Annotated in this window: 28 protein-coding genes; 23 read left to right on the top strand and 5 right to left on the bottom strand. The window is 61.8% G+C overall.

The window, feature by feature from the left end; all coding sequences use genetic code 11:
* Nucleotides 1-51: 51 nt before the first annotated feature.
* From ACWTV1_RS07795 to ACWTV1_RS07770, 6 genes are all read left to right on the top strand, one after another.
* Complete coding sequence (locus ACWTV1_RS07795) at nt 52-699, top strand: DUF308 domain-containing protein (protein ID WP_498504799.1); 648 nt, start codon at nt 52-54, stop codon at nt 697-699.
* Nucleotides 696-941 carry an FXYD domain-containing ion transport regulator gene (locus tag ACWTV1_RS07790; protein ID WP_100387801.1) on the top strand — a complete coding sequence of 82 codons (246 nt, stop codon included), beginning with the start codon at nt 696-698 and terminating at the stop codon, nt 939-941. Before ACWTV1_RS07795 ends, ACWTV1_RS07790 begins: the two co-directional genes overlap by 4 nt.
* Nucleotides 942-1,143: 202 nt before the next feature.
* A complete protein-coding gene (locus ACWTV1_RS07785) occupies nt 1,144-2,127 on the top strand; it encodes a siderophore ABC transporter substrate-binding protein (protein WP_498504798.1) in 984 nt (327 codons plus the stop codon).
* A gap of 92 nt (nt 2,128-2,219) precedes the next feature.
* On the top strand, nt 2,220-3,206 hold the full coding sequence (locus ACWTV1_RS07780) for an ABC transporter permease (RefSeq protein ID WP_498504797.1): 987 nt from the start codon (nt 2,220-2,222) through the stop codon (nt 3,204-3,206).
* Nucleotides 3,199-4,251, top strand: a complete 1,053-nt coding sequence (locus ACWTV1_RS07775) for an iron chelate uptake ABC transporter family permease subunit (RefSeq protein ID WP_498504796.1) — start codon at nt 3,199-3,201, stop codon at nt 4,249-4,251. Before ACWTV1_RS07780 ends, ACWTV1_RS07775 begins: the two co-directional genes overlap by 8 nt.
* The gene (locus ACWTV1_RS07770) at nt 4,248-5,003 is read left to right on the top strand and encodes an iron ABC transporter ATP-binding protein (protein ID WP_100387805.1); all 756 of its coding nucleotides are present in this window, start codon (nt 4,248-4,250) and stop codon (nt 5,001-5,003) included. The genes ACWTV1_RS07775 and ACWTV1_RS07770 overlap by 4 nt, the downstream gene beginning before the upstream one ends.
* Before the next feature lie 286 nt (nt 5,004-5,289).
* Here the strand turns inward: ACWTV1_RS07770 and purB are convergent, their stop codons facing one another.
* The gene (gene purB / locus ACWTV1_RS07765) at nt 5,290-6,681 is read right to left on the bottom strand and encodes an adenylosuccinate lyase (RefSeq protein WP_498504795.1); all 1,392 of its coding nucleotides are present in this window, start codon (nt 6,679-6,681) and stop codon (nt 5,290-5,292) included.
* 8 nt (nt 6,682-6,689) lie between these two features.
* Nucleotides 6,690-7,220: a low molecular weight protein-tyrosine-phosphatase gene (locus tag ACWTV1_RS07760; RefSeq protein WP_498504794.1), complete on the bottom strand. Its 531-nt coding sequence runs from the start codon at nt 7,218-7,220 to the stop codon at nt 6,690-6,692.
* 125 nt (nt 7,221-7,345) lie between these two features.
* Between ACWTV1_RS07760 and ACWTV1_RS07755 the strand changes: the two genes are divergently transcribed.
* Nucleotides 7,346-7,606: a hypothetical protein gene (locus ACWTV1_RS07755; protein WP_498504793.1), complete on the top strand. Its 261-nt coding sequence runs from the start codon at nt 7,346-7,348 to the stop codon at nt 7,604-7,606.
* Nucleotides 7,596-9,023: a hypothetical protein gene (locus ACWTV1_RS07750; protein WP_498504792.1), complete on the top strand. Its 1,428-nt coding sequence runs from the start codon at nt 7,596-7,598 to the stop codon at nt 9,021-9,023. Before ACWTV1_RS07755 ends, ACWTV1_RS07750 begins: the two co-directional genes overlap by 11 nt.
* Here ACWTV1_RS07750 and ACWTV1_RS07745 read toward each other — a convergent pair.
* Nucleotides 9,020-9,415 carry a phage holin family protein gene (locus ACWTV1_RS07745; protein ID WP_100387813.1) on the bottom strand — a complete coding sequence of 132 codons (396 nt, stop codon included), beginning with the start codon at nt 9,413-9,415 and terminating at the stop codon, nt 9,020-9,022. The two genes, ACWTV1_RS07750 and ACWTV1_RS07745, sit on opposite strands and share 4 nt — an antisense overlap.
* A gap of 62 nt (nt 9,416-9,477) precedes the next feature.
* Between ACWTV1_RS07745 and hisC the strand changes: the two genes are divergently transcribed.
* From hisC to ACWTV1_RS07720, 5 genes are all read left to right on the top strand, one after another.
* Nucleotides 9,478-10,548, top strand: coding sequence for a histidinol-phosphate transaminase (gene hisC, locus ACWTV1_RS07740; protein WP_498504791.1), 1,071 nt, complete (start codon nt 9,478-9,480; stop codon nt 10,546-10,548).
* A gap of 24 nt (nt 10,549-10,572) precedes the next feature.
* On the top strand, nt 10,573-11,688 hold the full coding sequence (locus ACWTV1_RS07735) for a thiamine pyrophosphate-dependent dehydrogenase E1 component subunit alpha (protein ID WP_498504790.1): 1,116 nt from the start codon (nt 10,573-10,575) through the stop codon (nt 11,686-11,688).
* Complete coding sequence (locus ACWTV1_RS07730) at nt 11,688-12,665, top strand: alpha-ketoacid dehydrogenase subunit beta (protein WP_498504789.1); 978 nt, start codon at nt 11,688-11,690, stop codon at nt 12,663-12,665. The genes ACWTV1_RS07735 and ACWTV1_RS07730 overlap by 1 nt, the downstream gene beginning before the upstream one ends.
* A gap of 14 nt (nt 12,666-12,679) precedes the next feature.
* Nucleotides 12,680-14,068 (top strand): dihydrolipoamide acetyltransferase family protein, encoded by a 1,389-nt coding sequence (locus tag ACWTV1_RS07725; RefSeq protein WP_498504788.1) that lies wholly within the window; start codon nt 12,680-12,682, stop codon nt 14,066-14,068.
* 70 nt (nt 14,069-14,138) lie between these two features.
* The gene (locus ACWTV1_RS07720; protein ID WP_498504787.1) at nt 14,139-15,278 is read left to right on the top strand and encodes an AI-2E family transporter; all 1,140 of its coding nucleotides are present in this window, start codon (nt 14,139-14,141) and stop codon (nt 15,276-15,278) included.
* A 4-nt stretch (nt 15,279-15,282) separates the two neighbouring features.
* On the opposite strand, the gene ACWTV1_RS07715 is transcribed toward ACWTV1_RS07720, so the two are convergent.
* Together ACWTV1_RS07715 and ACWTV1_RS07710 are read right to left on the bottom strand one after the other, a co-directional pair.
* Entirely contained in the window at nt 15,283-16,533 is a 1,251-nt protein-coding gene (locus ACWTV1_RS07715; protein ID WP_498504786.1) for an FAD-binding protein, read from the bottom strand.
* 43 nt (nt 16,534-16,576) lie between these two features.
* A complete protein-coding gene (locus ACWTV1_RS07710; protein WP_498504785.1) occupies nt 16,577-16,993 on the bottom strand; it encodes a DUF6326 family protein in 417 nt (138 codons plus the stop codon).
* 82 nt (nt 16,994-17,075) lie between these two features.
* Between ACWTV1_RS07710 and ACWTV1_RS07705 the strand changes: the two genes are divergently transcribed.
* From ACWTV1_RS07705 to ACWTV1_RS07660, 10 genes are all read left to right on the top strand, one after another.
* A complete protein-coding gene (locus ACWTV1_RS07705) occupies nt 17,076-17,732 on the top strand; it encodes a TetR/AcrR family transcriptional regulator C-terminal domain-containing protein (RefSeq protein ID WP_498504784.1) in 657 nt (218 codons plus the stop codon).
* 100 nt (nt 17,733-17,832) lie between these two features.
* Nucleotides 17,833-18,900, top strand: a complete 1,068-nt coding sequence (locus ACWTV1_RS07700) for a metal ABC transporter solute-binding protein, Zn/Mn family (protein ID WP_498504783.1) — start codon at nt 17,833-17,835, stop codon at nt 18,898-18,900.
* A 16-nt stretch (nt 18,901-18,916) separates the two neighbouring features.
* The gene (locus ACWTV1_RS07695) at nt 18,917-19,726 is read left to right on the top strand and encodes a metal ABC transporter ATP-binding protein (protein ID WP_498504782.1); all 810 of its coding nucleotides are present in this window, start codon (nt 18,917-18,919) and stop codon (nt 19,724-19,726) included.
* The gene (locus tag ACWTV1_RS07690) at nt 19,723-20,634 is read left to right on the top strand and encodes a metal ABC transporter permease (RefSeq protein WP_498504781.1); all 912 of its coding nucleotides are present in this window, start codon (nt 19,723-19,725) and stop codon (nt 20,632-20,634) included. The genes ACWTV1_RS07695 and ACWTV1_RS07690 overlap by 4 nt, the downstream gene beginning before the upstream one ends.
* 10 nt (nt 20,635-20,644) lie before the next feature.
* Nucleotides 20,645-21,028 (top strand): Fur family transcriptional regulator, encoded by a 384-nt coding sequence (locus ACWTV1_RS07685; RefSeq protein WP_498504780.1) that lies wholly within the window; start codon nt 20,645-20,647, stop codon nt 21,026-21,028.
* Nucleotides 21,029-21,188: 160 nt separating this feature from the next.
* Nucleotides 21,189-21,425: a 50S ribosomal protein L28 gene (gene rpmB, locus ACWTV1_RS07680; RefSeq protein ID WP_022885355.1), complete on the top strand. Its 237-nt coding sequence runs from the start codon at nt 21,189-21,191 to the stop codon at nt 21,423-21,425.
* Entirely contained in the window at nt 21,425-21,592 is a 168-nt protein-coding gene (gene rpmG / locus ACWTV1_RS07675) for a 50S ribosomal protein L33 (RefSeq protein ID WP_009773536.1), read from the top strand. Before rpmB ends, rpmG begins: the two co-directional genes overlap by 1 nt.
* A 2-nt stretch (nt 21,593-21,594) precedes the next feature.
* Nucleotides 21,595-21,900, top strand: a complete 306-nt coding sequence (rpsN, locus tag ACWTV1_RS07670; RefSeq protein WP_341618723.1) for a 30S ribosomal protein S14 — start codon at nt 21,595-21,597, stop codon at nt 21,898-21,900.
* A 72-nt stretch (nt 21,901-21,972) separates the two neighbouring features.
* The gene (locus ACWTV1_RS07665) at nt 21,973-22,263 is read left to right on the top strand and encodes an HU family DNA-binding protein (protein WP_100387826.1); all 291 of its coding nucleotides are present in this window, start codon (nt 21,973-21,975) and stop codon (nt 22,261-22,263) included.
* A 121-nt stretch (nt 22,264-22,384) separates the two neighbouring features.
* Nucleotides 22,385-24,346: a bifunctional copper resistance protein CopD/cytochrome c oxidase assembly protein gene (locus ACWTV1_RS07660; RefSeq protein ID WP_498504779.1), complete on the top strand. Its 1,962-nt coding sequence runs from the start codon at nt 22,385-22,387 to the stop codon at nt 24,344-24,346.
* Nucleotides 24,347-24,373: the final 27 nt, after the last annotated feature.

Raw genomic sequence — 24,373 nt, 5'->3', positions numbered from 1 at the left:
GCAAGCGGCCTAGACTAGAAGCACCCGCTTGTTCAGAAAGAAGGCGATCGCTTGACTAGTGCTCACACCGAGCCGCTGCCTGCATCTACTGCGTGGTACGTGCCCTTAGCCCGCGCCATCCCCGCGCTGATTCTCGCTGTTGTCATCACGTTCTCGGCTGACCACTCGTCGCGCCTCGGGCTTGTCACGCTGGCCAGCTACACGCTTATCGTCGGTGCCGTGCTGTTGACTGCGAGCGTGCTCTCCACGCACCGTGGAATCGGGCGCAACCTCACGATTACCCAGGGCGTCCTTTCGATCGCTACCGCCATCGCCGCCTTCATCGCGTCGAACGGCGGGCAAGCCTATTTCGTCTTCCTGCTGACCGCGTTCGCCGCAATCACCGGATTCATCGAGCTTTACCTCGGGCTGCGCAGCCGCGGCCGCGACGCATCATCGCGCGACTGGGTTTTCGTCGGCAGCCTCACCGCGCTGCTCGCCCTCGTAGTGCTGCTCGTGCCGCCGGGATTCAGCCAACCCTTTACGGGGCCGGATGGAATCGACCGTGAACTCACGGCGTCCATCGTGGTGGTCGGACTTCTCGGAGCCTATTGGGCCATCCTTGGTGTGTACCTAGTGATTGCTGCACTCTCGCTCAAGTGGAGCACAACCGATCATGATGCTGTTACGGCAGCCGTGCAAGAGAAAGAGGACCAGTGACTACCCCAGACAAGCGTGACCGCACGCGCCCCGCAGAGATGCTCGGCCTCTCCGCAGTTTTCGGGCTGTTCACGGGACTGGTGGTTTTCATGGCTACCCGCGACCTGATGCTCGGCCTCATCTTTGCCGGTGTTGCCTTCATCGTGTCGCTGGTCGTTATCGCGATGCTTACGCTCGCGGTGCGCCCCGACAAGAACGAACTCCTCGATCTCGACGAACAGGATCGCGAAGCCGGGCACTAGCTCCTTCCCGTTCTGCCCAGCCGCCGAGAGGTAGCTCTGCGCGGCAGTAATTGTGGCGCGCCCGGGGTGCATAATTTTCGCTCGAAGCCCTTTGACTCCCGGTCTTTATTAAGGTTAGGCTTACCTAAGCAACACTCGCTGCAGCGGGTGTTGCGTTTTTACGCCCGACCACTTTCGGTCATCCGAAATAACTAAGGACATCATGAACTTTTCACGAACCCGGCACGGAGTACTCGTTGGACTACTGGCTCTCGCGCTTGCTGCCTGCAGCACCGCGACGCCTGAAGCTGCAGATTCAGACCGAGCAGAAGCATCCGTTCAGTTCGAGGACAACAACGGTAGCCAGACCGTAGCGACTCCGTTCACTTCGGTCGTTGCCACTGACAACCGCACGTTCGAGACTCTCGCCTCGTGGGGCATTGAGCTCAGCGCCGCCGCAGTAGCGTTGATGCCGAGCACCATCTCCTACACTCAGGACGACTCGATCATCGACCTGGGCAACCACGGCGAGCCTGACCTCGAGGCTGTCGTTGCCGTCCAGCCCGACGTCATCATCAACGGGCAGCGGTTTGCGCAGTACCACGACGACTTCGCCAAGCTCGTACCTGACGCAGTGATCGTTGAGCTCGACCCGCGCGAGGGTGAGCCCTTTGACGCCGAGCTCAAGCGCCAGACCACCGTTCTTGGCGAGATCTTCGGCAAGCAGGCAGAGGCCGAACAGCTGAATGCTGACTTCGACGCCGCCATCGAGCGCGTGAACGCGGCGTACAACAGCGAAGACTCAGTGATGGCTGTAATCACCTCGGGCGGAGAGATCGGATACTCGGCTCCGAGCGTCGGTCGTACCCTCGGCCCGCTCTTCGACATCTTCGACTTCACCGCCGCACTGGATGTCGATGACAGCAGCGAAGACCACCAGGGTGACGACATCTCGGTAGAGGCAATCGCTGACTCCAACCCCGACTGGATTCTCGTTATGGACCGCGACGCCGCGATTCTCGCCGACGACCCCACCTACGTGCAGGGCAGCGAAGTTCTTGAGAACTCCGAAGCACTCTCGGGCGTCACCGCGGTGAAGGAAAGCAACCTCGTTTACATGCCGGCTGACACGTACACGAACGAAGGCATCCAGACGTACACCGAGTTCTTCAACGCACTCGCTGACGCGCTAGAAGGCAAGAACTAGCGTTACTCACGCCGTTCGGTGCTGAAGTGTGCCCCCGGGCGAACTTCAGCACCGAACGGTTCTGGCCTTCAATCAGAAACTCTCACTCACGGATGACGTCAACACTGGCCCGACGGCGGCCCGCCAACACGACCACCCTCTTCGACTGGAAACTCCTGCTCGCGACGGTGGGCGTTGTGCTGCTGCTGATCGTCTCCCTCTTCACGGGTGTCTACGACATCTTCGGGGCGGATGACGGCCAAAGAATGTTCGGCATCACGCGCGTTCCGCGAACGATCGCCTTAGTGCTCGCGGGCGCCGCGATGGCAATGAGCGGCTTGGTCATGCAGCTGTTGACGCAGAACCGTTTCGTGGAACCAACCACGACGGGCACTACCGAGTGGGCAGGTCTTGGACTACTCACAGTCATGATCCTCTTTCCGGGAGCCAGCATCCTCGCCCGTATGAGCGGTGCGGTCGTAGCCGCGTTCATCGGCACCGGAATCTTCTTCCTCTTCTTGCGCCGCGTCACGCTGCGTTCCTCGCTGATCGTGCCGATCGTCGGCATCATGCTCGGCTCGGTGGTCGGCGCCATCTCCACCTACATTGCTCTCTCGACGGACATGCTTCAGAGCCTCTCCGTGTGGTTCGCCGGCAGCTTCACCTCGGTGATGCGCGGGCAATACGAACTGCTCTGGATCGTTGCGCTCGTCGTCGTCGTGATCTTCTTGTTCGCCGACCGACTCACCGTTGCGGGGCTCGGCCAAGACATCGCGACGAACGTCGGCGTGAACTACAACCAGATTTTGCTCATCGGCACCGCGCTCATCGCAGTCGCGACCGGAGTGGTGACGGTTGTCGTGGGCAATCTGCCGTTTCTCGGCCTCATCGTTCCCAACATCGTGTCGATGTTTCGTGGCGACGACCTGCGCAGCAACCTGCCCTGGGTGTGCCTGCTGGGCATCGCGATCGTGACGGTGTGCGACATCGTCGGTCGCACGATCATCATGCCGTTCGAAGTTCCCGTGTCGCTCATCTTGGGTGTCGTGGGCGCGATCGTCTTCATTGCCCTTCTGTTGAAGCAGCGCCGTCGTGCATAGTCCCGTGGATGCTCAGGAGAAAGCGACTGTTGGCGTCGGGGCGCCCGGCGTGACGGGGCCGTTCCCCACGGTGCGGGCGCGCCGCCGCTACTGGACGCTCCTCAGCATCCTGAGTGTGCTCGCTGTGGCGATCGGGTTCGGCCTGCTCGCCTGGAACAATCCGATGCCGGTGGGCACCGAAGGGTTCTGGCTCATCGCAGAGCTGCGCGCCACCAACGTGATCGTGATCGGCGTCGTGGCCTTCTGTCAGGCGATTGCAACCGTGAGTTTTCAGACGGTGACGAACAACCGGATTCTCACGCCATCCATCATGGGCTTCGAGTCTCTGTATGTGGCGGTGCAGACCTCTGCGGTGTACTTCTTGGGAATCAGCGGCATCGTCGCCCTGCAGGGTCTCCCCCAGTTCTTGCTTCAGATCGCCCTGATGGTCGGACTCTCGCTACTGCTGTACGGCTGGTTGCTTTCCGGAAAGTACGGCAACCTGCAGATCATGCTGCTCGTGGGCATCATCATCGGCGGCGGGCTGGGAGCAGTGTCGACGTTCATGCAGCGCCTGCTCACGCCCAGTGAGTTCGACATCCTGACGGCCCGCCTGTTCGGCTCCATCTCCAATGCGGATGCCAGCTACCTGCCCATCTCGCTCGTGCTCTGCCTGGTGGCCGGCACCGTGCTGCTCTCGCAGGGCCGCCGCCTCAACATCATTGCGCTGGGTTCAGACACCGCCACGAATCTAGGAATCAGCTACCGTTTCGAGATCATGCGCGTGCTGTTCTTCGTATCGATTCTGATGGCTGTCTCGACGTCGCTCGTCGGCCCGATGACCTTCTTCGGGTTCTTGGTCGCCACACTCGCCTACCAATTCGCGGATACCTACGACCATCGCCACATCTTCCCGATCGCGGTATTGGCCGGGTTTGTGGTGCTGGGCGGAGCGTACTTCGTGATGAAGAACCTGTTCTACGCGCAAGGAGTGGTCTCGATCATCGTTGAACTTGTCGGAGGAACCGTCTTCCTCATCGTCATTCTGAGAAAGGGACGACTGTGATCACCCTGAGCAATGTGGGCAAAAGCTATGGGCACGACGTGACCATTGGTCCCGTCGACCTCACTATTCCCGAGGGAGGCATTACCGCGCTGGTCGGCCCGAACGGTGCTGGCAAATCCACGCTACTGACGATGATTGGCCGCCTGCTCGGAATCGACTCCGGCCACATCGAGGTCGCGGGCTACGACGTCGCGAAGACTAAGTCGAAAGACCTCGCTAAGATCATCGCGATCCTGCGGCAAGAAAACCATTTCATCGCCCGCCTCACGGTGCGTCAGCTCGTGGGATTCAGCCGCTTCCCGTATTCGCAAGGTCGACTGACCGAAGCGGATGAGGTGGCGATCAACAACTCCATCACCTTTCTGAATCTTGAAGGCCTGCAAGACCGCTATCTTGACGAGCTCTCAGGCGGACAGCGTCAACGCGCCTACGTTGCCATGGTGCTCGCGCAAGACACCGAATATGTGCTTCTGGATGAGCCCCTCAACAACCTCGACATGAAGCACTCGGTTCAGATGATGCGCCACCTGAAGCGCGCCGCCCAAGAACTTGGCCGCACCATCATCATCGTGCTCCACGACATCAACTTTGCCGGGCACTACGCCGACCACATCTGCGCTGTCAAAGATGGCCAAGTCACCGAGTTCGGAACGCCCGCTGAGATCTTGACCGATGACGTGCTCACCCGAATCTTTGACACACCCGTTCACGTCATCGACGGCCCTAACGGTGCGCTCGCTGTGTACTACTAGCGCTGTCGCGGGACTCGTGCCCCTCCGAGTAGTGGTGGTGTGGTTAGACCGCCCTTCGGAAATTCAGGAAATTCAGTGGCGAGTGTTCGCGTCTGCCTCCAAAAACTGAGGGAACGAGCGGGCCTCAGTAGACTTCGTCGCGAGATTTCCTGAATTTCCGAAGGGGCGGCGCAGCGCGGAGGCGGGTTCTAGGAACACCGAAGGCCTGCCGTGGAACACGGAACGCCGGCGGTGGAAACACTAAAGGCCGGCCTCACGAAGAGACCGGCCTTCCATAGAGCGTGAACTACTTAGTGTCGCCGAGGTAGTCGACGAGCGAGCTGGCAAGGCCGACATAGGTCGCCGGCGTGAGGGCCTGCAAACGTGCTTTGGCATCCGCACCAATGTCGAGCCCCGAGATGAACTCGGTGAGGTCGACGGAGTTGATGCGCTTGCCGCGCGTGAGTTCCTTGAGGATGGCGTAGGGGTCGCTGATGGTGCTGCGGCCCGCGGTGACCTCGGCGCGAATGACCGTCTGGATGGCCTCGCCGAGGATCTCCCAGTTGCTGTCGAGATCAGCGTCGAGAGCCACCGGGTCAAGAGCGATCTCCTTGAGGCCGCGCTCGATGTTGTCGAGAGCGAGCAGCGAGTGACCGTAGGCGACTCCCACGTTGCGCTGCGTCGTGGAGTCGGTGAGGTCGCGCTGGAGGCGTGAAGTCACGAGAGTCTGAGCGAGCGACTCGAGAAGAGCGCTCGAGAGCTCGAGGTTGGCCTCAGCGTTTTCGAAGCGGATCGGGTTGATTTTGTGCGGCATTGTCGACGAACCGGTTGCGCCCGCCTGCGGAATCTGGCGGAAGTAGCCCATCGAAATGTACGACCATACGTCGGTGCAGAGGTTGTGCAGCACGCGGTTGGCGTGACTCGTGGCCTGGTACAGCTCCACTTGCCAGTCGTGCGATTCGATCTGCGTGGTCAGCGGGTTCCAGTCGAGCCCGAGGGACTCCACGAACTCCTTCGAGATGGCTGGCCAGTTCTGCTCGGGGTCTGCAGCGAGGTGAGCGGCAAACGTGCCAGTTGCACCGCTGAACTTGCCGAGGTAGCTGATGCCCTCGACGCGAGTCAGGATGCGGTCAAGACGGTACACGAAGACCGCGAATTCCTTACCCATGGTGGTCGGCGTCGCCGGCTGGCCATGGGTGTGAGCGAGCATCGCGTTGTCGCGCATGAGCTCGGACTGCGCGCGAAGGGCATCGATCACGGTACGGAACTTGGGCAGCCAGACTTCGCGTACGGCATCCGAAATGGTGAGCGCGTAGGAGAGGTTGTTGATGTCTTCGCTCGTGGCGGCGAAGTGCGTGAGTTCAGCGATCGCGCTGAGACCAAGCTCGTCGAGCTTGGCGCGCACGAGGTACTCGACGGCCTTGACGTCGTGGCGGGTGGTGGCTTCAAGGCGAGCGAGTTCATCGATCTGCTCTTGGCCAAAATCGGTGGCGAAGGCGCGCAGGGCGGTGACCTGATCGGTACTCATCGGGCTCGAACCAAACAGGCTCTTGCTCGTGAGGAAGATCAGCCATTCGACCTCAACGTGCACACGGGCCCGGTTGAGGCCAGCCTCGGAGAGGTGCTCGCCCAGAGCCGAAACGGCGGGACGGTAGCGACCATCGAGGGGGCTCAGTGGTTGAACGGGCAACGGGCTCATGGGGCTCCCTAGTTGTTTGCGGTGGATGCCGAGATACCTGGCGTGATCTGACGAAATAGTGAGCCGCAAGCCTGCTCAATCATGCCGAGGACATGATCAAAGAGTGCGGCATCCGAATAGTAGGGGTCTGGCACGTCAATGAGCGGAGCGAGTTCGCTGTCAAAGCTCAACATGGGCTGCACTTTCGATCGGTCTTGATCGTTGGGTGCCCACGTGCGCAGAATTCGTTCCTGTCCTCGATCGAACGCGACAATGAGGTCGAACTTGTCAAACCATTCGGGGTCGAACTGGCGGGCGCGATGCCCAGAACCATTGTAGCCGCGTGCTGCAAGGGCACTAATGGTGCGATCTTCGGCAGCTTCACCCACATGCCAATCGCCGGTTCCTGCCGACGTGACAGCGATCTGGTTCTCGAGACCGGCCTGAGCGACGAGGTCTCGGAAGACAGCTTCGGCCATCGGTGACCGGCAGATGTTTCCGGTGCACACGAAACAGATCCGGGAGGCAGTCGAGTCAGAGAGTGCTCGCTCGAAGGTCATGCCTCATTGTGTCGCAGTTTCGCCTCCTCAACAGCGATGGTCGCGGGATTCTCATCCCCGATACCTGCGGGCAACCACTGTGTCAGCCGGTGTTTGGCGAGAGTTGTGACGGCGAAAGGCGACCAATGACTATTCCCTCGGATACGGCAGCACATGAGGCTCTCGATTTTCAAGCTCAACAGCTCCGCATGATTCTCGAGCGTCTTAACTCTGTGCGAGAGCTCTTGCCACCCGCGAGCATTGAGTGGCGTGGCCCAGCTCAACAGCTCTTCGATGCGGGCGTCGTCGAGTTGCGCCGTGACCTTGCACGTGCCTGCACTCTCCTTCAGTCCGCCGAGCACCGCACCGTGGTTTCCTCTCAGCAGATGGCGTCTTATGTCGGGTGATCTCATCATCTCTGGCGGGGGAAGTTTTGCAGTGTCGACCGACGAAATGCTCTCCAGCGCAAGCAGGCTGCAGCGAGCCGCGGAGATGTCTCGAGAGATAGCTGGCGCAATTCAGATGGTGGATGCGCGGCTCACACGAGGGCATTTAGAGTCGCTGGGCATCCCGAGCGCCGCCGCCTACGCTGAGCACGACTTAGAGTGTGCATTCAAAGATCTGCAGGCATTTGCGTGTCGTGCAGACGTGCTGACCGCCGTTGTACGGGTCGCAGCTCAGAGCTATGGCATGGGAGAGGCCTTCGTCGAAGGCTTGACGCGCAGAGTCGCCGCAGAAGCGGCAGCGCTGCTCGGGTTTCTCTTTCCCACCGAACTTGTCGTCACTGCCGGGGTGGTTATTGTCGTTCCCGTCGTCGCGGGAATCGCGGCGGCGGCTTTTCTCACCGGGCGCAATCCGGCGGATATCCAGCTCTCGGAGCAATTTTCGACCGCGCTCAACGAACTCATAACCGATCCGGTGTTCGTGCGAACGATGCGGTTCGCCGTAATGAACGCCGATGAGTTCATGGCAGGAGCATCCGGTTTACCGCCGGGACTTGTCGCGTCGCTGAGTGCGGCCGGCCTCATCGGGTTGTCGTCATCGGCGGGCACGATCAAACAACTCGGAGGAGTTGCGGGGGTGTTTAGAGAGACTCCGGTGACGTTGAAGACCACAACCACTCCAAAGCCGGTTGAGCCCGCACAATCCTTTGAGGAGCGGATTGCGCGGATTCCCCAGCCAACACTCGACGCGCCGTGGCAAGTGCGCATCGAAACGATTTCAACTCCGGGACAAGAGGATCGGTTCGAGGTGTATATCTCGGGAACGGTCGACTTCGCGGTCGCTGATTCCGAGCAACCGTGGGATGGAAGCAGCAACATCGATCTTGCGGCAGCGCGAGATTCAGCATCGATTGCCGCGGTCGCTGCGGCTATGCAGGAAGCCGGCATCACAACGACGAGTGCGGTCTCGTTTACGGGCCACTCTCAAGGCGCCGCGGTGGCGGCACGACTGGTCGAATCAGAAGAGTACAACGCTGTCGGATTACTCACGGTCGGCGGCAATATTGGGCAGATCTCGTTGCCGCCCGACGTTCCCGCAGTCATCGTGGAGCACTCCGACGACATCGTTGTGGCGGCCGGCGGCCTTCAAGACAACCATCACGCGCTACTTGTTGAGCGGCAAGCTTACGAAGGACGCCCGCTTCCCGAGGGTGTGCCAGCGCCCGCCCACCAAGCAATCGAGTACCAAAGAACGGCACGACTCATGGATGCGTCAGACAGCCCCGAGCTTCAACGGGCTTGGCAGCAACTCGCCCCGCCAGCGGGCAGCACGTCGACCGCCACTGTCACGAACTTTGAGTATGTGCGGGAGAAGCCTTAGCGGTTCTTGCCGACGATCGGGCGAACCAAGATGCCGATGAACCAGCTGATGAGACCGAGCACGAGAGCGCCGAGTACGCCCCACCAGAAGCCATTGACGACGAGCCCGAAGCCGAACAGGCTCGAGATCCAGCTCGTGAGCAGAAGGAGAAGACCATTCACCACGAGGGCAAGCAGGCCGAGGGTCAGAACATACAGCGGGAAGGCAACAATACGAATGAGGTTGCCCAGCACGCCATTGACGATTCCAAAGACAGCCGCGACGAGCAAGAAGGTCAGCACGACCTCAAGAGTTCCCCCAGGGGAGAAAGGAACAATCTCAACCCCGGCGACAACCACCGTAGTAAGCCACAAAGCAAGAGCATTGATCAGCAAGCGCACGATGATTCTCATGCGTTAACTATGCACCCCGAATTTAGGAAGCCGCAATGGTTGCTCGCCTCTAGGCTGGTGACGTGACCAGCAACCGAGTACAGCTCCGCCCCGAAATCGCCGCCATCGTGCCCTACCGTCAGGGCGCGCCCGCCGCAGCGGATGCCTTCAAGCTGTCCTCCAACGAAAACCCCTACGAGCCGTTGCCCTCAGTGCTGGCGCAATTGTCGACGCACTCGATCAACCGCTACCCCGACGCATCCGCTCTCGAATTGCGCACGCAACTGGCAGAACGCTTCGGCGTCACCGCCGACAGCGTGCAAGTTGGAGCCGGTTCCGTTGCCGTGCTCGCCCAACTCGTCAGCGCCGCCGCCGCCCCCGGTGACGAAGTCATCTACGCCTGGCGCAGCTTCGAGGCCTACCCGCTGCTGGTGTCCTCGGCAGGCGCCACGAGCGTGCAGGTCGCGAACCAAGCCGACCACCGGCACGACCTTGCGGCTATGAGTGCCGCAATTACGGCATCCACTCGCGTGGTGATCGTCTGCAGCCCCAACAACCCCACCAGCACCGTCGTCACGGATGCCGAATTCCGTGAATTCATGGCCACCGTTCCAGAAAACGTGCTTGTCGTTCTCGACGAGGCCTACCGCGAGTTCGTGACAGACCACGAGGCCGTGCGGGGAGAAACCCTTGTGGGCCAGTACCCCAACCTCGTATTGCTGCGCACCTTCTCTAAGGCTTACGGCCTCGCCGGCCTGCGTATTGGGTACGCCATTGGCCCCGAATACGTGATGGATGCGGCGCGAGCGGTAGCGATTCCGCTCTCGGTCACGGAGCTTGCCCAGAAAGCTGCCACCGCATCCCTCGAACATGAAGATGAATTGTTAGAGCGAGTCAGCCGTATTAACGAGGTACGCGAGCGGATTGTGGCAGGGCTTCGCGAGCAGGGCTGGGCGGTACCAACACCCAACGGCAACTTCGTCTGGTTGCCCACCGGGGCAGCAACCGACTGGGCTGCCGAGGTTTTCCGCAGCCACGGCATCGTCGTTCGAGCCCTCGGCGAGGGCCTGCGAATCAGCGTTGGCGAAGCCGAATCTGTGGAGAAACTCCTAAGGGCAGCCCAAGAGGTTGTCGCTTCACGGAAAACGAACTGACCCGAGCCGCGTTAGATTAGTCGAATGTCTTATACCGCCGCGACGGTTCAGCTGCTGTCTCCCGAGGGCACGCTCGTTCACAGCGATGCCAGCGAACAGTACCTCCCGTATGTAGACAAGCTCAGTGACGACGCTCTTCAGGAGTTCCACCGCCACATGGTGGTGATGCGCCGCTTCGATATCGAAGCCGCCAACCTGCAGCGTCAAGGTCAACTTGCCCTCTGGGTGCCGAGTCACGGCCAAGAAGCTGCTCAAGTGGGTTCGGCACTGGCCGCGAAGCCGCAAGATCACCTCTTTCCATCGTACCGTGAACACGTCATCGCTCTCATGCGCGGTGTTGACCCGATCACGATCCTCTCGATGTTCCGCGGCCTCAGCCACGGTGGCTGGGATCCGAAAGAGCACGACAACTTCCACCTCTACACCCTCGTCATTGGCTCGCAGACTCTGCACGCCACGGGCTACGCGATGGGAATGGGCCTCGACGGCCGTAGCGGAACCGGTGACCCCGAGAAGGACGCCGCCGTGATGGTCTACTTCGGCGACGGCTCAACGAGCCAGGGTGACGTGAGCGAAGCAATGGTCTTCGCCGCCAGCTACCAAACCCCGCAAGTCTTCTTCTTGCAGAACAACCACTGGGCAATCTCGGTTCCCGTGTCACGCCAGTCGCGCACCCCGCTCTACCTGCGCGGCGAAGGCTTCGGCATCCCGAGCGTTCAGATCGACGGCAACGACGTTCTTGCGAGCTTCGCCGTGACCCAGGCCAACTTGGATGCCGCCCGCGCAGGCGAGGGACCCCGCTTCATTGAGGCCCTCACCTACCGCATGGGTGCCCACACCACGAGCGACGACCCCTCGAAGTACCGCGACAACAGCGAGCTTGAGTTCTGGGCTCAACGTGACCCCATCACTCGCTTCGAGACGTATCTGCGGGCCCGCGGCGCGAGCCAAAGCTTCTTTGACGAACTCGCAACGGAAGGCGACGACCTCGCCGCCGACATCCGCAAGCGCATTCTCGAGCTGCCCACCCCGGCTACCTCCACCCTCTTTGACCATGTCTATTCCGACCCTCACCCCGTAATGGATGCGCAGCGCCAAGCGCTCGCCGACTTCGAGGCATCGTTTGAGGAGGGCAACTAATGACTGAAACCATGACAATGGCGAAGGCTCTCAACGAGGGTCTGCGTGCCGCGATGGGCGCCAACGGCCGCGTTCTCCTGATGGGCGAAGACATTGGTCCGCTCGGCGGCGTCTTCCGGGTCACCGAGGGTCTGCAGGCCGAGTTCGGCGACAAGCGCGTTCTTGATACTCCGCTGGCTGAGTCCGGCATCGTGGGTACCGCGATCGGGCTGGCGATGGGCGGATTCCGCCCCGTGTGCGAGATTCAGTTCGACGGTTTCATTTTTCCCGGCTTCGACCAGATCACGTCTCAACTGGCCAAGCTGACCGCACGCCACGAGGGCACGCTGCAGATGCCCGTCGTGATTCGTGTTCCTTACGGCGGTCACATCGGCGCGGTTGAGCATCACCAGGAAAGCCCGGAGGCGTACTTTGCGCACACCCCGGGTCTGCGCCTGCTGAGCCCGGCCACCCCGCACGATGCGTACTGGCTCATTCAAGAGGCCATCGCCAGCAATGACCCCGTCATGTTCTTCGAGCCCAAGTCGCGTTACTGGCAGAAGGGCGAGGTTGACCGCGAGTCGAGCGGCATCGCCACTCACGCCAGCCGTGTGGTTCGCGAAGGCACCGAAGTGACGCTCGTGGGTCACGGCGCTATCGTTTCCACCCTGCTGCAGGCGGCAGAACTGGCCGCTGAAGAAGGCACGAGCATCGAGGTTGTTGACCTTCGGTCGCTCTCCCCCATCGACTACGACCCGATTGTGGCATCCGCTCAAAAAACGGGCCGCGTCGTTGTTGTTCAAGAGGCACCCGGGAATGTCAGCGTGGGCTCAGAGGTTGCCGCCACGGTAACCGAGCGCGCGTTCTACTCACTCGAAGCCCCCGTGCTGCGGGTGAGTGGCTACGACCTCCCGTTCCCTCCCGCCAAGCTGGAATCCGTGTACTTGCCCAGTGTTGACCGCATCTTGGATGCTGTTGACCGGGCATTGGCTTACTGACGAAGGAGGCCCCCGTGGCCGTATCTGAATTTCCTCTCCCCGATGTGGGCGAGGGGCTGACTGAAGCCGAGATCGTCTCCTGGAAGGTTGCGCCCGGCGACGAGATCACCGTCAACCAGGTGCTCGTCGAGATCGAGACCGCGAAGTCGCTCGTCGAGCTGCCCTCGCCGTTCGCCGGCACCGTGCAGAATCTTCTGGTGGAGGAGGGCGCGACCGTCGAGGTCGGCACCCCGATCATCAGCGTGAAGTCCGTCGGGGGCTCGGTTGAGCTGACCGCACCCGGCTCGGGCGAAGACGAAAGCCACGGCATGATGTCCGACGTCGGTTCTGAAAGCAGCGCAGCGGATGACGCTGCCGCTGCTGTCGCTGACACGGCATCCACCATCGCCAGCGAAGAGGACAAGCCCGGAGCCGTGCTCGTGGGCTACGGCACTGGCGGACACGTGAGCTCGCGTCGCCGCAAGGGTGGGCAACCGGCCAAGGCTGAGACTGCCGCCGCTGCAGCGAAGCCGCGCCCGGCATCCGTGCCCGCGTCGTTCGCTAGCCCGATCATTGCCAAGCCGCCGATTCGCAAGCTGGCCAAGGACCTCGGGGTTGAACTCGCGGAGGTTGCTGCCACCGGTCTTGCCGGCGAGACCACGCGCGAAGATGTGATTCGTCATGCTTCGCAGGCGAGCGTCTTCCGCAACATCGAAACTCCCGCGTGGGGCGACGAGCGCGAAGAGCGCATTCCCGTGAAGGGTGTGCGCAAGGCCATCGCTAAGGCCATGGTGCACAGTGCTTTCACTGCGCCGCACGTGAGCGTTTTTACCGACGTGGATGCCACGCGAACCATGGAGTTCGTGAAGCGCCTCAAGAACTCCCCCGACTTCGCTGGTGTGCGCGTGAGCCCGCTGCTGATCATGGCCAAGGCCGTGAACTGGGCCGTGCGCCGCAACCCCACCGTGAACTCCAGCTGGACCGACAAAGAGATCATCGTTCACCACTACGTGAACCTCGGTATCGCCGCGGCAACCCCGCGCGGTCTCATCGTGCCGAACATCAAGGACGCTCAAGACTTGAGCCTCTTCGATCTCGCCAAGGCGCTTGAACAGCTCACGCTTACCGCGCGCGACGGCAAGACGCAGCCCGCCGAAATGTCGAACGGCACGATCACGATCACCAACATCGGTTCGTACGGCATGGATACGGGTACGCCGATCATCAACCCCGGCGAGGCTGCGATTGTGGCTCTTGGCTCCATCAAGCAGAAGCCGTGGGTTGTCGATGGAGAAGTACGCGCCCGCTACGTGACGACCGTGAGCGCAAGCTTCGACCACCGCATCGTCGATGGGGATGTCGCTAGCCGCTTCGTCGCCGACCTCGCGAGTGTGCTCGAAGAGCCTGCGCTGCTGCTCGACTAACAACCGAGCATTCGCCACTCACACACCGACGTTGCACCGCTTTCGGCGCAACGGTGGGTAATGTGGCCGCATGGTCACGAAGAAGAAATCGTCTGCAGCGGTGACTGCATCCGAAGCGAAGCGCCCCGGAATCCACGAACTGTGGACCGACCGCTTAGGCGCCTGGTCCATTCGGGCGCTGCAAGTTCTCTTGCTGCTCACGCTTGTTTCGGTCATCGTTTTTGCTCTCACGCAGCTCAAACTCGTTGTCATTCCGGTGCTCATTGCTCTGATCTTCGCCGCGGCCGCGAGCCCGATCGTGATGTGGATGCGCCGCCGCGGTGTGGGCCGAGCGCTGTCGACGTGGATCGCGCTGCTCGGCGGAATCGCCCTGTTCGGTGGCTTGGTCACTGCTGTGGTTTTCGCGGTAGAAGACCAGTGGTCCGAGCTATCTGACTCGGCTGTTGAAGGCTTCGAACAGCTCAAGAACTTCGCACTGGATGGCCCCTTCCCCATTGACCAGACTGCCCTCGACGATGCCTGGAACGCGGTAATCGACTTTGTCACGAGCGCGACCTTCGGCCTCGGCGCGATCCAGGGAGTGTCGGCCGCGGCTCAAGTCGTGACCGGAATCTTGCTCGGCCTGGTCATCCTGTTCTTTTTCCTCAAGGATGGCGACCGCATTTGGGAGTTCTTCCTTCGCCCCCTAGAGGGCGAGCGTCTAGCGCGAGGGCACCGCATTGGTCACACGGCCGTTCGCACCCTCGGCGGCTACGTCCGGGGAACCGCGACGGTTGCCGCCGTCGATGCGCTCGGTATCGGTATCGGACTCGCGATCTTGCAGGTGCCGCTTGCGTTGCCCCTCTCGGTAATCGTCTTCTTGGGCGCCTTCATCCCGCTCGTCGGTGCGACTGTCGCCGGCATCCTGGCCGCCGTTGTCGCTCTCGTGACGAACGGCTGGGTCGTAGCGCTCATCGTTCTCGGCATCGTCGTGTTGGTCAACCAGCTCGAGGGCAACTTCCTCCAGCCCGTCGTGATGGCACAGTCCCTGAGCATTCACCCGCTCGTGATCTTGGTGGCATTGACCGCCGGAACGATTCTGGGCGGCATCGTCGGTGCCATACTGGCCGTGCCGATCGCCGCCGTGGGCTGGTCGATTCTCAAGACCTGGAACGAAACGGGCCACAAGCCCAACCTCGAGTCTGCTCCCGAGAAGGCCAAGAAGAAATAGCGCGCTAGCGGGGCCCGAGGGTTCGTTCGAGGAACGGATTCCAGAACTTGCCCACGGGGTCGTACTCGCGCTGTAGTGCGACGAAGTCGGCGCTGCGCGGGAAGCGTTCACGGATGACGTCAGCGCCGTAGTGAAACAGCTTGCCCCAGTGCTGCCGCGGTGCGAAGGGCGCGAGGGCCTCTTCGATGATGGGCAGTAGCGCTGCGACCTCGGCCGGATGCTTAGCCCACGTAAAGCCGATGCACAGCACATCCCGCTCGCAGGCGGGGCTCATCCACAGCGCGTCGGCGGCGGCAGTGCGGATCTCGGAGATCAGCAGGTGGGGCGAGATTTGGGCGCCCAGAGTTCGCAGCACCTCCAAGGCTTCAACGCCGTGCTCACGCGCCACGTAGTACTCGCTTTGCAACTCGTCGCCGCCGTTGGAGGGCTGGCCGTCGAGGCGAAAGTGCGGCATCCGTTCTGACCACGGGCCGGGCACGCTGGCTCGTTGGTTGACATGTTCGCTAGGGCCTTCTTCTGAGTCGTCGTACCAGCTTCCGCCGAACAGCGTGGACGCCAGCGGCGGTTCGGCGTCGTCGTTGAGGCGCGTCTTGAGCCAAATCTGCGCCACGGTGGGGCTCCCGAAGTCAGCAAGAAGACTCACGCTGTAGGCGCTCGCCATCACCTCATCCAGTTGAGCCAGCACGGTCTCCCACGGGGCGAACCGGTACACATCTTGACGAACGACATAACTGGGTTGGATGTCGAGGCTCACGCGCGTGATGATGCCAAACGCACCGAGGCCCACAGCCAGCGCTGGAAGGTCGCCGCTGGAGCGACGGACCCTCACGAGCGTGCCGTCGGCCGTGACGAGTTCGACCTCGGCGATTGCCGTGGAGAGGATGCCGTTGCCGTCTCCGGAGCCGTGGGTGCCCGTTGCGGTCGCGCCGGCGACCGAGATGTGCGGCAGCGACCCCGTGTTGTGGAGGGCGAACCCGTGGCGTTGCAATTCATCGATCAGGAGGCCGAAGCTGGTGCCCCCGGTGACGCTGACCCTCCTCGATGCCGCATCGATCCGGATGTCAGGGTCAAGCCCAGCCAGGCTGACGAGCGCTCCGGGCGTATCTGCAATGTCGGTGAAGGAGTGCCGGGTGCCGAGCGCTCGCACGCGCGGCCAGCGGGCCACGAGTTCTTGCACTTCGGCCGCCGTGGTCGGCTGCAGGATCGTTTCGGCGCCGTAGGCGAGGTTGCCCGCCCAGTTGGTGGTGGTCGACATGGTGGCCCTCTCGCGGCAAGACCCTGCCCACGGCAGCGCAGTGTTAGTTGAGCTTGGGCATAGCCCACTTCGCGGAAAGCGTCACGATGATGACGAGAAAAGCCAACTCGACCCCGCTCGCAAGCACATAGTATCCCCACTCTCCGATAGCGGCCCCGACGATCGTCAGGGCAAAGAGGGGTGCCACGATGAGGTTCGTGAGGCGGTTTGAGCGGTGGGGCAGCAGCACGCTCAGCGCGATCATCAGTGTCGGGATCGTCACGTAAATGATGATCCCGAGCATGAAGGGTTGACCGACGTCGAACACGAAGACCCGCCCGGCCTCGATCTGTTCGCGATAGTCGGGCCGGTAGAAGCCGAAGATGTCGACGAAGGCCACGAGCACCATCGTTGCGGTCCAGAGAGCAGCGAGCCGGATGCGAACATCGAGCGGTGCGAGGGGTGAAGTGTCAGTGGTCACGGTGAGTGCCTTTCGGGTGTTGTTGGTTCTGTGATCATTCGGAGTATAGGCTTACACCTGTAAGGGGCGCAACAATAGGGACATGAGCGTACGAGGAACGTTGAGTCGCGAGCGGATCGTGGATGCTGCTGCTGCGGTTGCAGATCGAGACGGTCTCGCAAGCGTCAGCATGCGCACCGTCGGGGCGGAACTGAAGGTTCAGGCCATGTCGCTGTACCATCACGTCTCCAACAAGGAAGCACTGCTCAATGAGCTTGCGGAGTGGGTGTTTTCGCAAATCGAACTGCCCGAGATTGATGCCCCCTGGCGTGAGCAAATGGTGCGACGAGCGCAGTCTGCGCGGCAGGTGTTGCGAGCTCACCCCTGGGGTTTGGGGATGCTCGAATCTCGGCCGGTTCCCGGTCCAGCGCTGTTGCGTCACCACGATCGGGTCATGGGGTGCCTCATGGCGCATGGCTTTTCGGCGGCCCTCGCGACGCACGCGTTTTCGACGATTGATGCGTTCGTCTATGGCTTCGTGCTGACGGAATCCGGCCTTCCCTTCGCTCCTGACGAGGGCGCGGAGGCTGAATTTGCTGCCGAGGTCGCGCCGTCAGCCGAGGAGTATCCGCACCTTGCTCGCGCGCTCGCCGAACTCTTCGGCGCCGGCGAGTACGCCTTTGAGAACGAGTTTGGCGACGGCCTCACGCTCATTCTGGATGGCCTGGAGTTGCAGCTCTCCGGCACGAACATTCGCTAGGCGGCGATCGTCTCGTCGCGATGTCACCGACGGTCGTGTACTCTATTGATAACGAATCTCATTACCGCTATCGGCTACGGCCTTAGAAGGACACCTCTCGATGTCTCGCTTTACCTCTTCTGTCTTTACTCCTCACCGCTCGCGCGCCCTCACGGCAGGAGCCGTGCTCGCGGTCTCCGCGCTCACCCTCGCCGGCTGCTCCACGAGCGAGCCCGCGGAGGACGACGGCACGATTGCCGTCGTCGCCTCCACGAGCGTCTACGGTGACCTGGTCTCCACTCTCGGTGGCGACGCCGTCTCGGTCACGAGCCTGATCGATAACCCGGCGCAAGACCCGCACAGCTACGAAGCGTCCGCTCGCGATCAGCTCGCGGTGTCTGAGGCTGATCTCGTGGTGCTCAACGGTGGTGGCTATGACCCCTTCGCCGAGGCGCTGTACGAATCCTCCGGAGCATCCGCAATTTTGGTCAACGCCGTTGACGCCTCTGGCCTGCTCGAGGAAGGCGAGGACCACGATCACGTGGATCATGACGACGCCGACGACACGCACGACGATCACGCCGACGACGTAGCCGAAGACGACCACGCCGATGAAGACCACGCCGATGAAGACCACGCCGAAGAAGATGGCCACGATCACATTGAGGGTTTCAACGAGCACGTCTGGTACAGCTTCCACGCCATGGAGCACATTGCCGAACAAATCACTGCCGACCTCAGCACACTGAGCCCCGAGAACAGCGCCGCGTTCGACGCTTCTCTCGAATCATTCTTGGGCGAACTTGAGACCCTCGAGGCCCAGGCCGACGAACTTGCCGTCATCGCAGATGGCCGTGGAGCGGCGATCACCGAGCCCGTCGCGGTCTACCTGCTCGAAGAAATTGGGTTGCACAACGACACTCCTGATGCCTTCACCGAGGCAATCGAAGAGGGTTCGGATGTTCCCCCGACTGCCCTTCGAGACGTTCTCGCCCTGGTTGAAGACGACCACATCGCGCTCCTCGCCTACAACGAGCAGACCGCGAGCCCCGAAACTGAGCGCGTGCGTCTGACGGCGGAAGAAGCGGGGCTCCCGGTGGTGTCGTTCACCGAGACGCTGCCCGAGGGGTCAGACTATGTCGAATGGATGTCGTCAAACCTCGATGCACTCGCAGTAGCCCTCGGCTAGTCAGCGAGTCGACCGAATGACCGCTACTGCAGCGCCTGCCGTGCTCAGCATCCGTGATGGGGTGCTGGGCTTCGGCGCGCGCACCCTCTGGTCGGGGCTCGACCTCGATGTTACGCCCGGCGAGTTCGTGGCGGTGCTCGGCTCGAATGGTTCCGGAAAGTCGAGCCTGCTGAAGGCGATACTGGGGCAGCAGAAGCTTGACTCGGGCACGATCACGGTGGCCGGGCATCCGGTTCGCCGCGGCGATCGCTGCATCGGCTATATTCCGCAGCAGAAACTCGCGGCGCCGGGAACACCGCTTCGCGGGCGTGATCTGGTGACCCTGGGAGTAAACGGTCACCGCTTTGGCGTGCCGACACTCCCCCGCAGCGTGAAGGCGCGCGTAGACGAACTGATCGCTGACGTGGGCGCCACCGACTACGCCAGCCAACCGCTCGGTTCGCTGTCGGGCGGTGAGCAACAACGCTTGCGGGTCGCACAGTCTTTGGCCGCAGATCCTGTCCTTTTGCTCTGCGATGAACCGCTTCTCAGCCTCGACCTGCAGCATCAGCGCGGGGTCTCTGAACTCATCGACCGGCGACGACGCGAACACAACACCGCGGTACTTTTTGTGACCCACGATGTGAACCCCATCCTGAGCATGGTCGACCGAGTGCTCTACCTGGCCGGGGGCAAGTTCACGATCGGCACACCGGACGAAGTCTTGCGCAGCGATGTGCTGACCGAGCTCTATGGCACTCCCGTCGAGGTTGTGCGAGTGGGTGGTCGCGTAATCGTGGCCGGCACGCCGCACGGCGATCACCACCACGAGGAGGAGATCGCGTGACCTTCGACGAATTCTGGGGCCAGGTCGTGAACTTCAGCGACTATGGCGAACTGCTTAACCTCGTGCGCTTCTCGCTCATCGCGGCCGCGGTGCTCGGCATCGCGGGCGGCCTCATTGGCGTTTTCGTCATGCAACGAGACATGGCGTTCGCGGTGCACGGCATCAGCGAACTCTCCTTTGCCGGAGCCGCCGCTGCGCTGCTGTTCGGTGCCAACGTGGTGGCCGGCTCAATCGTCGGTTCGCTCGTGGCAGCGATTTTAATCGGGATGCTCGGGGCGAAGGCTCGCGATCGAAACTCGATAATTGGCGTGCTCATGCCGTTCGGTATGGGTTTGGGCATCCTCTTTCTGGCGCTCTACCCGGGACGCAGCGGAAACAAGTTCGGGCTCCTCACCGGCCAAATCATTTCGGTGGATGGGGAGCAGCTCGGCTTGCTGATCGTGATTAGCGTTGTCGTACTGGCCGCTCTGTTCGTGGTCTGGCGCCCCCTCACCTTCGACAGCCTCGACCCCGAGGTCGCTACCGCGCGCGGCGTTCCCTCACGCGCACTCTCGCTCGGCTTCATGGTGCTGCTGGGCCTCATGGTCGCCGTGGCTGTGCAAATCATTGGCGCCCTGCTCGTGATGGCCCTGCTGGTGACACCAGCCGCGGCCGCAATGCGAGTGTCGTCATCGCCGCGCATGGTGCCCGTGCTCAGCATGATCTTCGGGTTTGTCTCGGCGACGGGTGGCGTCTTGCTCGCGCTTGGCGGCTCGTTGCCGATTAGTCCGTACATCACAACGATTTCGTTCTTGATCTACTTGGTCTGCCGGGTGATCGGCGCGCGGCGCGGGCGTAGCCGCAAGCCCAGCGTGAGCCGGGCATCCACAACTCAACTCACCCCTGTTTCACGGGCGGGTAAAAGTTAGAATGGTGACCATGAAGCGCAATACGTGGCAGCGAGAAGCGGTGCGGGATGCTCTGACTCAGTCAGAGGGCTTCGTGAGCGCTCAATCGCTGCACAGTGCGTTGCGCGATGCCGGCAGCTCCATTGGTCTCGCCACTGTCTATCGCGCCCTGGGCGACCTCGCCGGAGCGGGCGACGCCGACTCGCTGCAGCAGGACGGCGAGAGCCTGTTTCGGGCCTGCACGCCAGACTCGCACCACCACCATTTGATCTGCCGCGAATGCGGAACAACCGTGGAAATCAAAGCGGATGCCGTTGAACAGTGGGCCAAAAGTGTGGCTGCAGAACACGGCTTTACTGAACCGCACCACATTGTTGACGTCTTCGGCTTGTGCCGAGCGTGTTCTAGCACGTAACATATACCGTTGATCGAGCGGTATCTTCCGCTCTCGCAGACACATCCCACCCTGATTGAAACCGCGTGAAAATGCGGCTCGAGAAGAATGCAGTGTGTGTGCCGACAAGTGATCTTGGGTAAGGCTTAGTCCTTACGGTAACTAGAACAGGAGTATCACCATGGCAGCAACCTGCCAAGTGACCGGCGCCATTCCCGGCTTCGGACACAACATCTCGCACTCGCACCGTCGCACCAAGCGCCGCTTCGACCCGAACATCCAGAAGAAGACGTACTACGTACCGTCGCTTCGCCGCAACGTAACTCTTCAGTTGTCCGCAAAGGGCATCAAGGTAATTGACGCTCGTGGCATCGAATCCGTTGTCAAGGACCTCCTTGCACGTGGGGAGAAAATCTAATGGCAAAGGCACAGGACGTACGTCCGATCATCAAGCTCCGTTCAACTGCTGGAACGGGCTACACCTATGTGACGCGCAAGAACCGTCGCAACAACCCCGACCGCCTCGTACTCAAGAAGTACGACCCGGTGGTTCGCAAGCACGTTGAATTCCGCGAGGAGCGCTAAACATGGCTAAGAAGAGCAAGATTGCAAAGAACGAACAGCGCAAAGTTATCGTTGCGCGTTACGCTGAGCGTCGTCTCGAGCTGAAGAAGGCTCTCGTCGACCCCAACGGAACTGACGAGTCGCGCGAGGCTGCACGCCTCGGACTTCAGAAGCTCCCCCGCAACGCTTCGCCGATCCGCGTACGCGGTCGCGACGCCATCGATGGACGTCCCCGTGGATTCCTCAACCAGTTTGGTGTTTCCCGTGTTCGCTTCCGTGAAATGGCTCACCGGGGCGAGTTGCCCGGAATTACCAAGTCAAGCTGGTAGATTCCAAGCGGTTCCGACGTTTTCTAACGTTTCGGAACAACTAACTGCACTACGTCCGAGGAGGACCACCTTATGGCTGACAAGTCGCTAAACCGTACTGAATTCGTAGCGGCGGTTGCCGCAGAGTCTGGCCAGAGCCAGGCTGCCGTTTCCGGCGTCGTTGACGCTTTCTTCTCCGTACTCTCGAAGTCGGTCGGCGAAGGAACCAAGGTTTCGATCCCCGGATGGATGGCTGCAGAGCGTACCTTCCGCGAGGCTCGCACCGGCCGTAACCCGCAGACGGGTGAAGCTATCGAGATCAAGGCCAGCCACGGCGTCAAGCTCAGTGCAGGCAGCAAGCTCAAGGCAGCAGCCAAGGGCTAAGTAGCAACTTTGAAAAGGGCGGCATCCTCCGGGATGTCGCCCTTTTTGCATTCCCGGTCGGCGAACCCCGTTGCCGCGGCCGCTGGGCACACTCCCGGATAACCGCGAGTACTCTTGAGGAGTGTTACGAATCAGCCGGATAGCCGGTCCCGCGCTGCTGATCGTCATTGCCTTTGTTGTGGTCGTGACGGGCCTGCGCTTCGGTGGCGGAGCAGAAGCTCCGATCCTGCTCGACCCCGGCGCCGTCGTGCGGTGGGGCTTGCCCATCTCCAAGCTGTTCGTGAACCTCGGTCTCTCTGCCACGATCGGCGCGCTCATGATCGCAATCTTTGCGATGAGCCCCAAGCGCGACGAATTCACCCTCACTCTCGACTTCGCTGCCGCCGGTGCCGCCGTCTGGGCTGTGGCATCCGCCTTCACGGGCTTTTTCACCTTCCTGGCCGTGCGCAACCAGCCGATCGACCTCTCTAGCGCCTTCGGCGACGTTCTCGCCAGCTTTCTGACCGTCACCGAACTCGGTCAAGCCTGGCTCGCTACGGTGCTCATAGCGGCCGCTGTGACCGTTCTGTGCTTCGCGGTGCGCAATATGAGCGCCCTCGTGTTCGTTCTTGTTCTCGCTGTTGCCGGTCTCATCCCCATGGCGCTTCAAGGGCACAGCGGTGGAACCGAAGACCACGACGCCGCCACGAGCGCCATCTACCTGCACCTCGTATTCGCTGCCCTCTGGCTTGGCGGGCTTCTCGCGATCGCAATCGCCCGCTCCGCCCTGAGCAAGGAGCGCCTCGCGATCGTGCTGCGCCGCTATTCCAGCATCGCGCTCGTGAGCTTTATCGTGGTGGCCGCCTCCGGCTATGTGAGTGCCGAAATTCGCGTCGAAAACCTGACGAACCTGCTGTCGCCGTATGGCATCCTCGTGCTCGTCAAAGTCTTTGCCTTAATCGTGATGGGCCTCTTCGGGGCTGTGTACCGCAACTATGCGATTGGCCGGCTTGAAGCCAGTCCTCGCAAGCAACGCGGATGGTTCTGGTGGATTGTCACCGCCGAGCTCGGTTTCATGGGCCTGGCTTCAGGCGCCGCTGCCGCTCTGGCTGCGACCCCCACTCCCGTTCCCGAGATCGTGGCCGCTGACTTGCCCGACTCCTCCCCCGCTGCCTACCTCACGGGATCGCCGTTGCCGCCGCCCGTCACCGCCGGCAACCTCTTCACGATGTGGAGCTTCGACCTCATCTGGGTACTCATCTGTGCCTTCGCGATCTTCTTCTACCTCGCGGGCGTCTGGCGCTTGCACAAGCGCGGCGACAGCTGGCCCGTGCACCGCACCGTGTTCTGGGTGCTCGGCATGCTGCTGCTGTTCTACATCACCAACGGTGGCGTCAACGTGTACGAGGGCTACCTCTTCTCGATGCACATGCTCGGGCACATGACGCTCGGCATGATGATTCCCGTGCTGCTGGTTCCGGGAGCTCCTGTGACGCTCGCGATGCGCGCGATTGCCAAGCGCACCGACGGCAGCCGCGGAGCGCGCGAGTGGATTCTGCTTATCGTGCACTCGCGGTATCTGGCCGTGATTGGGCATCCGCTCATCGCTGCCGGCATCTTCGTGGTCTCGCTGTGGGTGTTCTACTACACACCGCTGTTCCGCTGGGCGACGACCGACCATGTGGGGCACGAGTGGATGATCATCCACTTCCTCGCCTCGGGCTACCTATTCGTGCAGGCCCTCATCGGCGTCGACCCGACCCCGCACCGCACGTCGTATCCGATTCGCTTGCTGCTCTTGCTGGGCACGATGGCCTTCCACGCGTTCTTCGGCCTGGCTCTCATGACCGGCTCCGGACTGCTGCTGGCCGACTGGTACGGCGCGATGGGCTGGGACACCGGCGTGAGTGCGCTCGAGGACCAGCGCATCGGCGGCGGGATCGCCTGGAGCGTGGGAGAGATCCCCACGATTGCTCTCGCGATTGCGGTTGCCATTATGTGGCGCCGCAGCGATGGCCGTGCCTCAGTGCGTTACGACCGCAAGGCCGAGCGCGACGGGGATGCCGAACTCGACGCCTACAACGACATGCTCGCTAAGCGCTAGAAGCGCTAGAAGCGCTACCCTCGCGGG

It is taken from the genome of Salinibacterium sp. VpJ6 (genome assembly GCF_059767345.1).
The sequence above is the reverse complement of the archived record's forward strand: the minus strand, read 5'-3'. Positions and strand labels throughout refer to the sequence as shown.

Coding starts and splice junctions, on each gene's coding strand:
- ACWTV1_RS07745 (WP_100387813.1), bottom strand. CDS start 9,415: ATGAGAATCATCGTGCGCTTGCTGATCAATGCTCTTGCTTTGTGGCTT.
- ACWTV1_RS07760 (WP_498504794.1), bottom strand. CDS start 7,220: ATGACCTTCGAGCGAGCACTCTCTGACTCGACTGCCTCCCGGATCTGT.
- ACWTV1_RS07685 (WP_498504780.1), top strand. CDS start 20,645: ATGAAGCGCAATACGTGGCAGCGAGAAGCGGTGCGGGATGCTCTGACT.
- rpmB (WP_022885355.1), top strand. CDS start 21,189: ATGGCAGCAACCTGCCAAGTGACCGGCGCCATTCCCGGCTTCGGACAC.
- ACWTV1_RS07700 (WP_498504783.1), top strand. CDS start 17,833: ATGTCTCGCTTTACCTCTTCTGTCTTTACTCCTCACCGCTCGCGCGCC.
- purB (WP_498504795.1), bottom strand. CDS start 6,681: ATGAGCCCGTTGCCCGTTCAACCACTGAGCCCCCTCGATGGTCGCTAC.
- ACWTV1_RS07665 (WP_100387826.1), top strand. CDS start 21,973: ATGGCTGACAAGTCGCTAAACCGTACTGAATTCGTAGCGGCGGTTGCC.
- ACWTV1_RS07715 (WP_498504786.1), bottom strand. CDS start 16,533: ATGTCGACCACCACCAACTGGGCGGGCAACCTCGCCTACGGCGCCGAA.
- ACWTV1_RS07720 (WP_498504787.1), top strand. CDS start 14,139: ATGGTCACGAAGAAGAAATCGTCTGCAGCGGTGACTGCATCCGAAGCG.
- rpsN (WP_341618723.1), top strand. CDS start 21,595: ATGGCTAAGAAGAGCAAGATTGCAAAGAACGAACAGCGCAAAGTTATC.
- ACWTV1_RS07780 (WP_498504797.1), top strand. CDS start 2,220: ATGACGTCAACACTGGCCCGACGGCGGCCCGCCAACACGACCACCCTC.
- ACWTV1_RS07730 (WP_498504789.1), top strand. CDS start 11,688: ATGACTGAAACCATGACAATGGCGAAGGCTCTCAACGAGGGTCTGCGT.
- ACWTV1_RS07695 (WP_498504782.1), top strand. CDS start 18,917: ATGACCGCTACTGCAGCGCCTGCCGTGCTCAGCATCCGTGATGGGGTG.
- ACWTV1_RS07735 (WP_498504790.1), top strand. CDS start 10,573: ATGTCTTATACCGCCGCGACGGTTCAGCTGCTGTCTCCCGAGGGCACG.
- ACWTV1_RS07705 (WP_498504784.1), top strand. CDS start 17,076: ATGAGCGTACGAGGAACGTTGAGTCGCGAGCGGATCGTGGATGCTGCT.
- ACWTV1_RS07755 (WP_498504793.1), top strand. CDS start 7,346: ATGACTATTCCCTCGGATACGGCAGCACATGAGGCTCTCGATTTTCAA.
- rpmG (WP_009773536.1), top strand. CDS start 21,425: ATGGCAAAGGCACAGGACGTACGTCCGATCATCAAGCTCCGTTCAACT.
- ACWTV1_RS07750 (WP_498504792.1), top strand. CDS start 7,596: ATGTCGGGTGATCTCATCATCTCTGGCGGGGGAAGTTTTGCAGTGTCG.
- ACWTV1_RS07785 (WP_498504798.1), top strand. CDS start 1,144: ATGAACTTTTCACGAACCCGGCACGGAGTACTCGTTGGACTACTGGCT.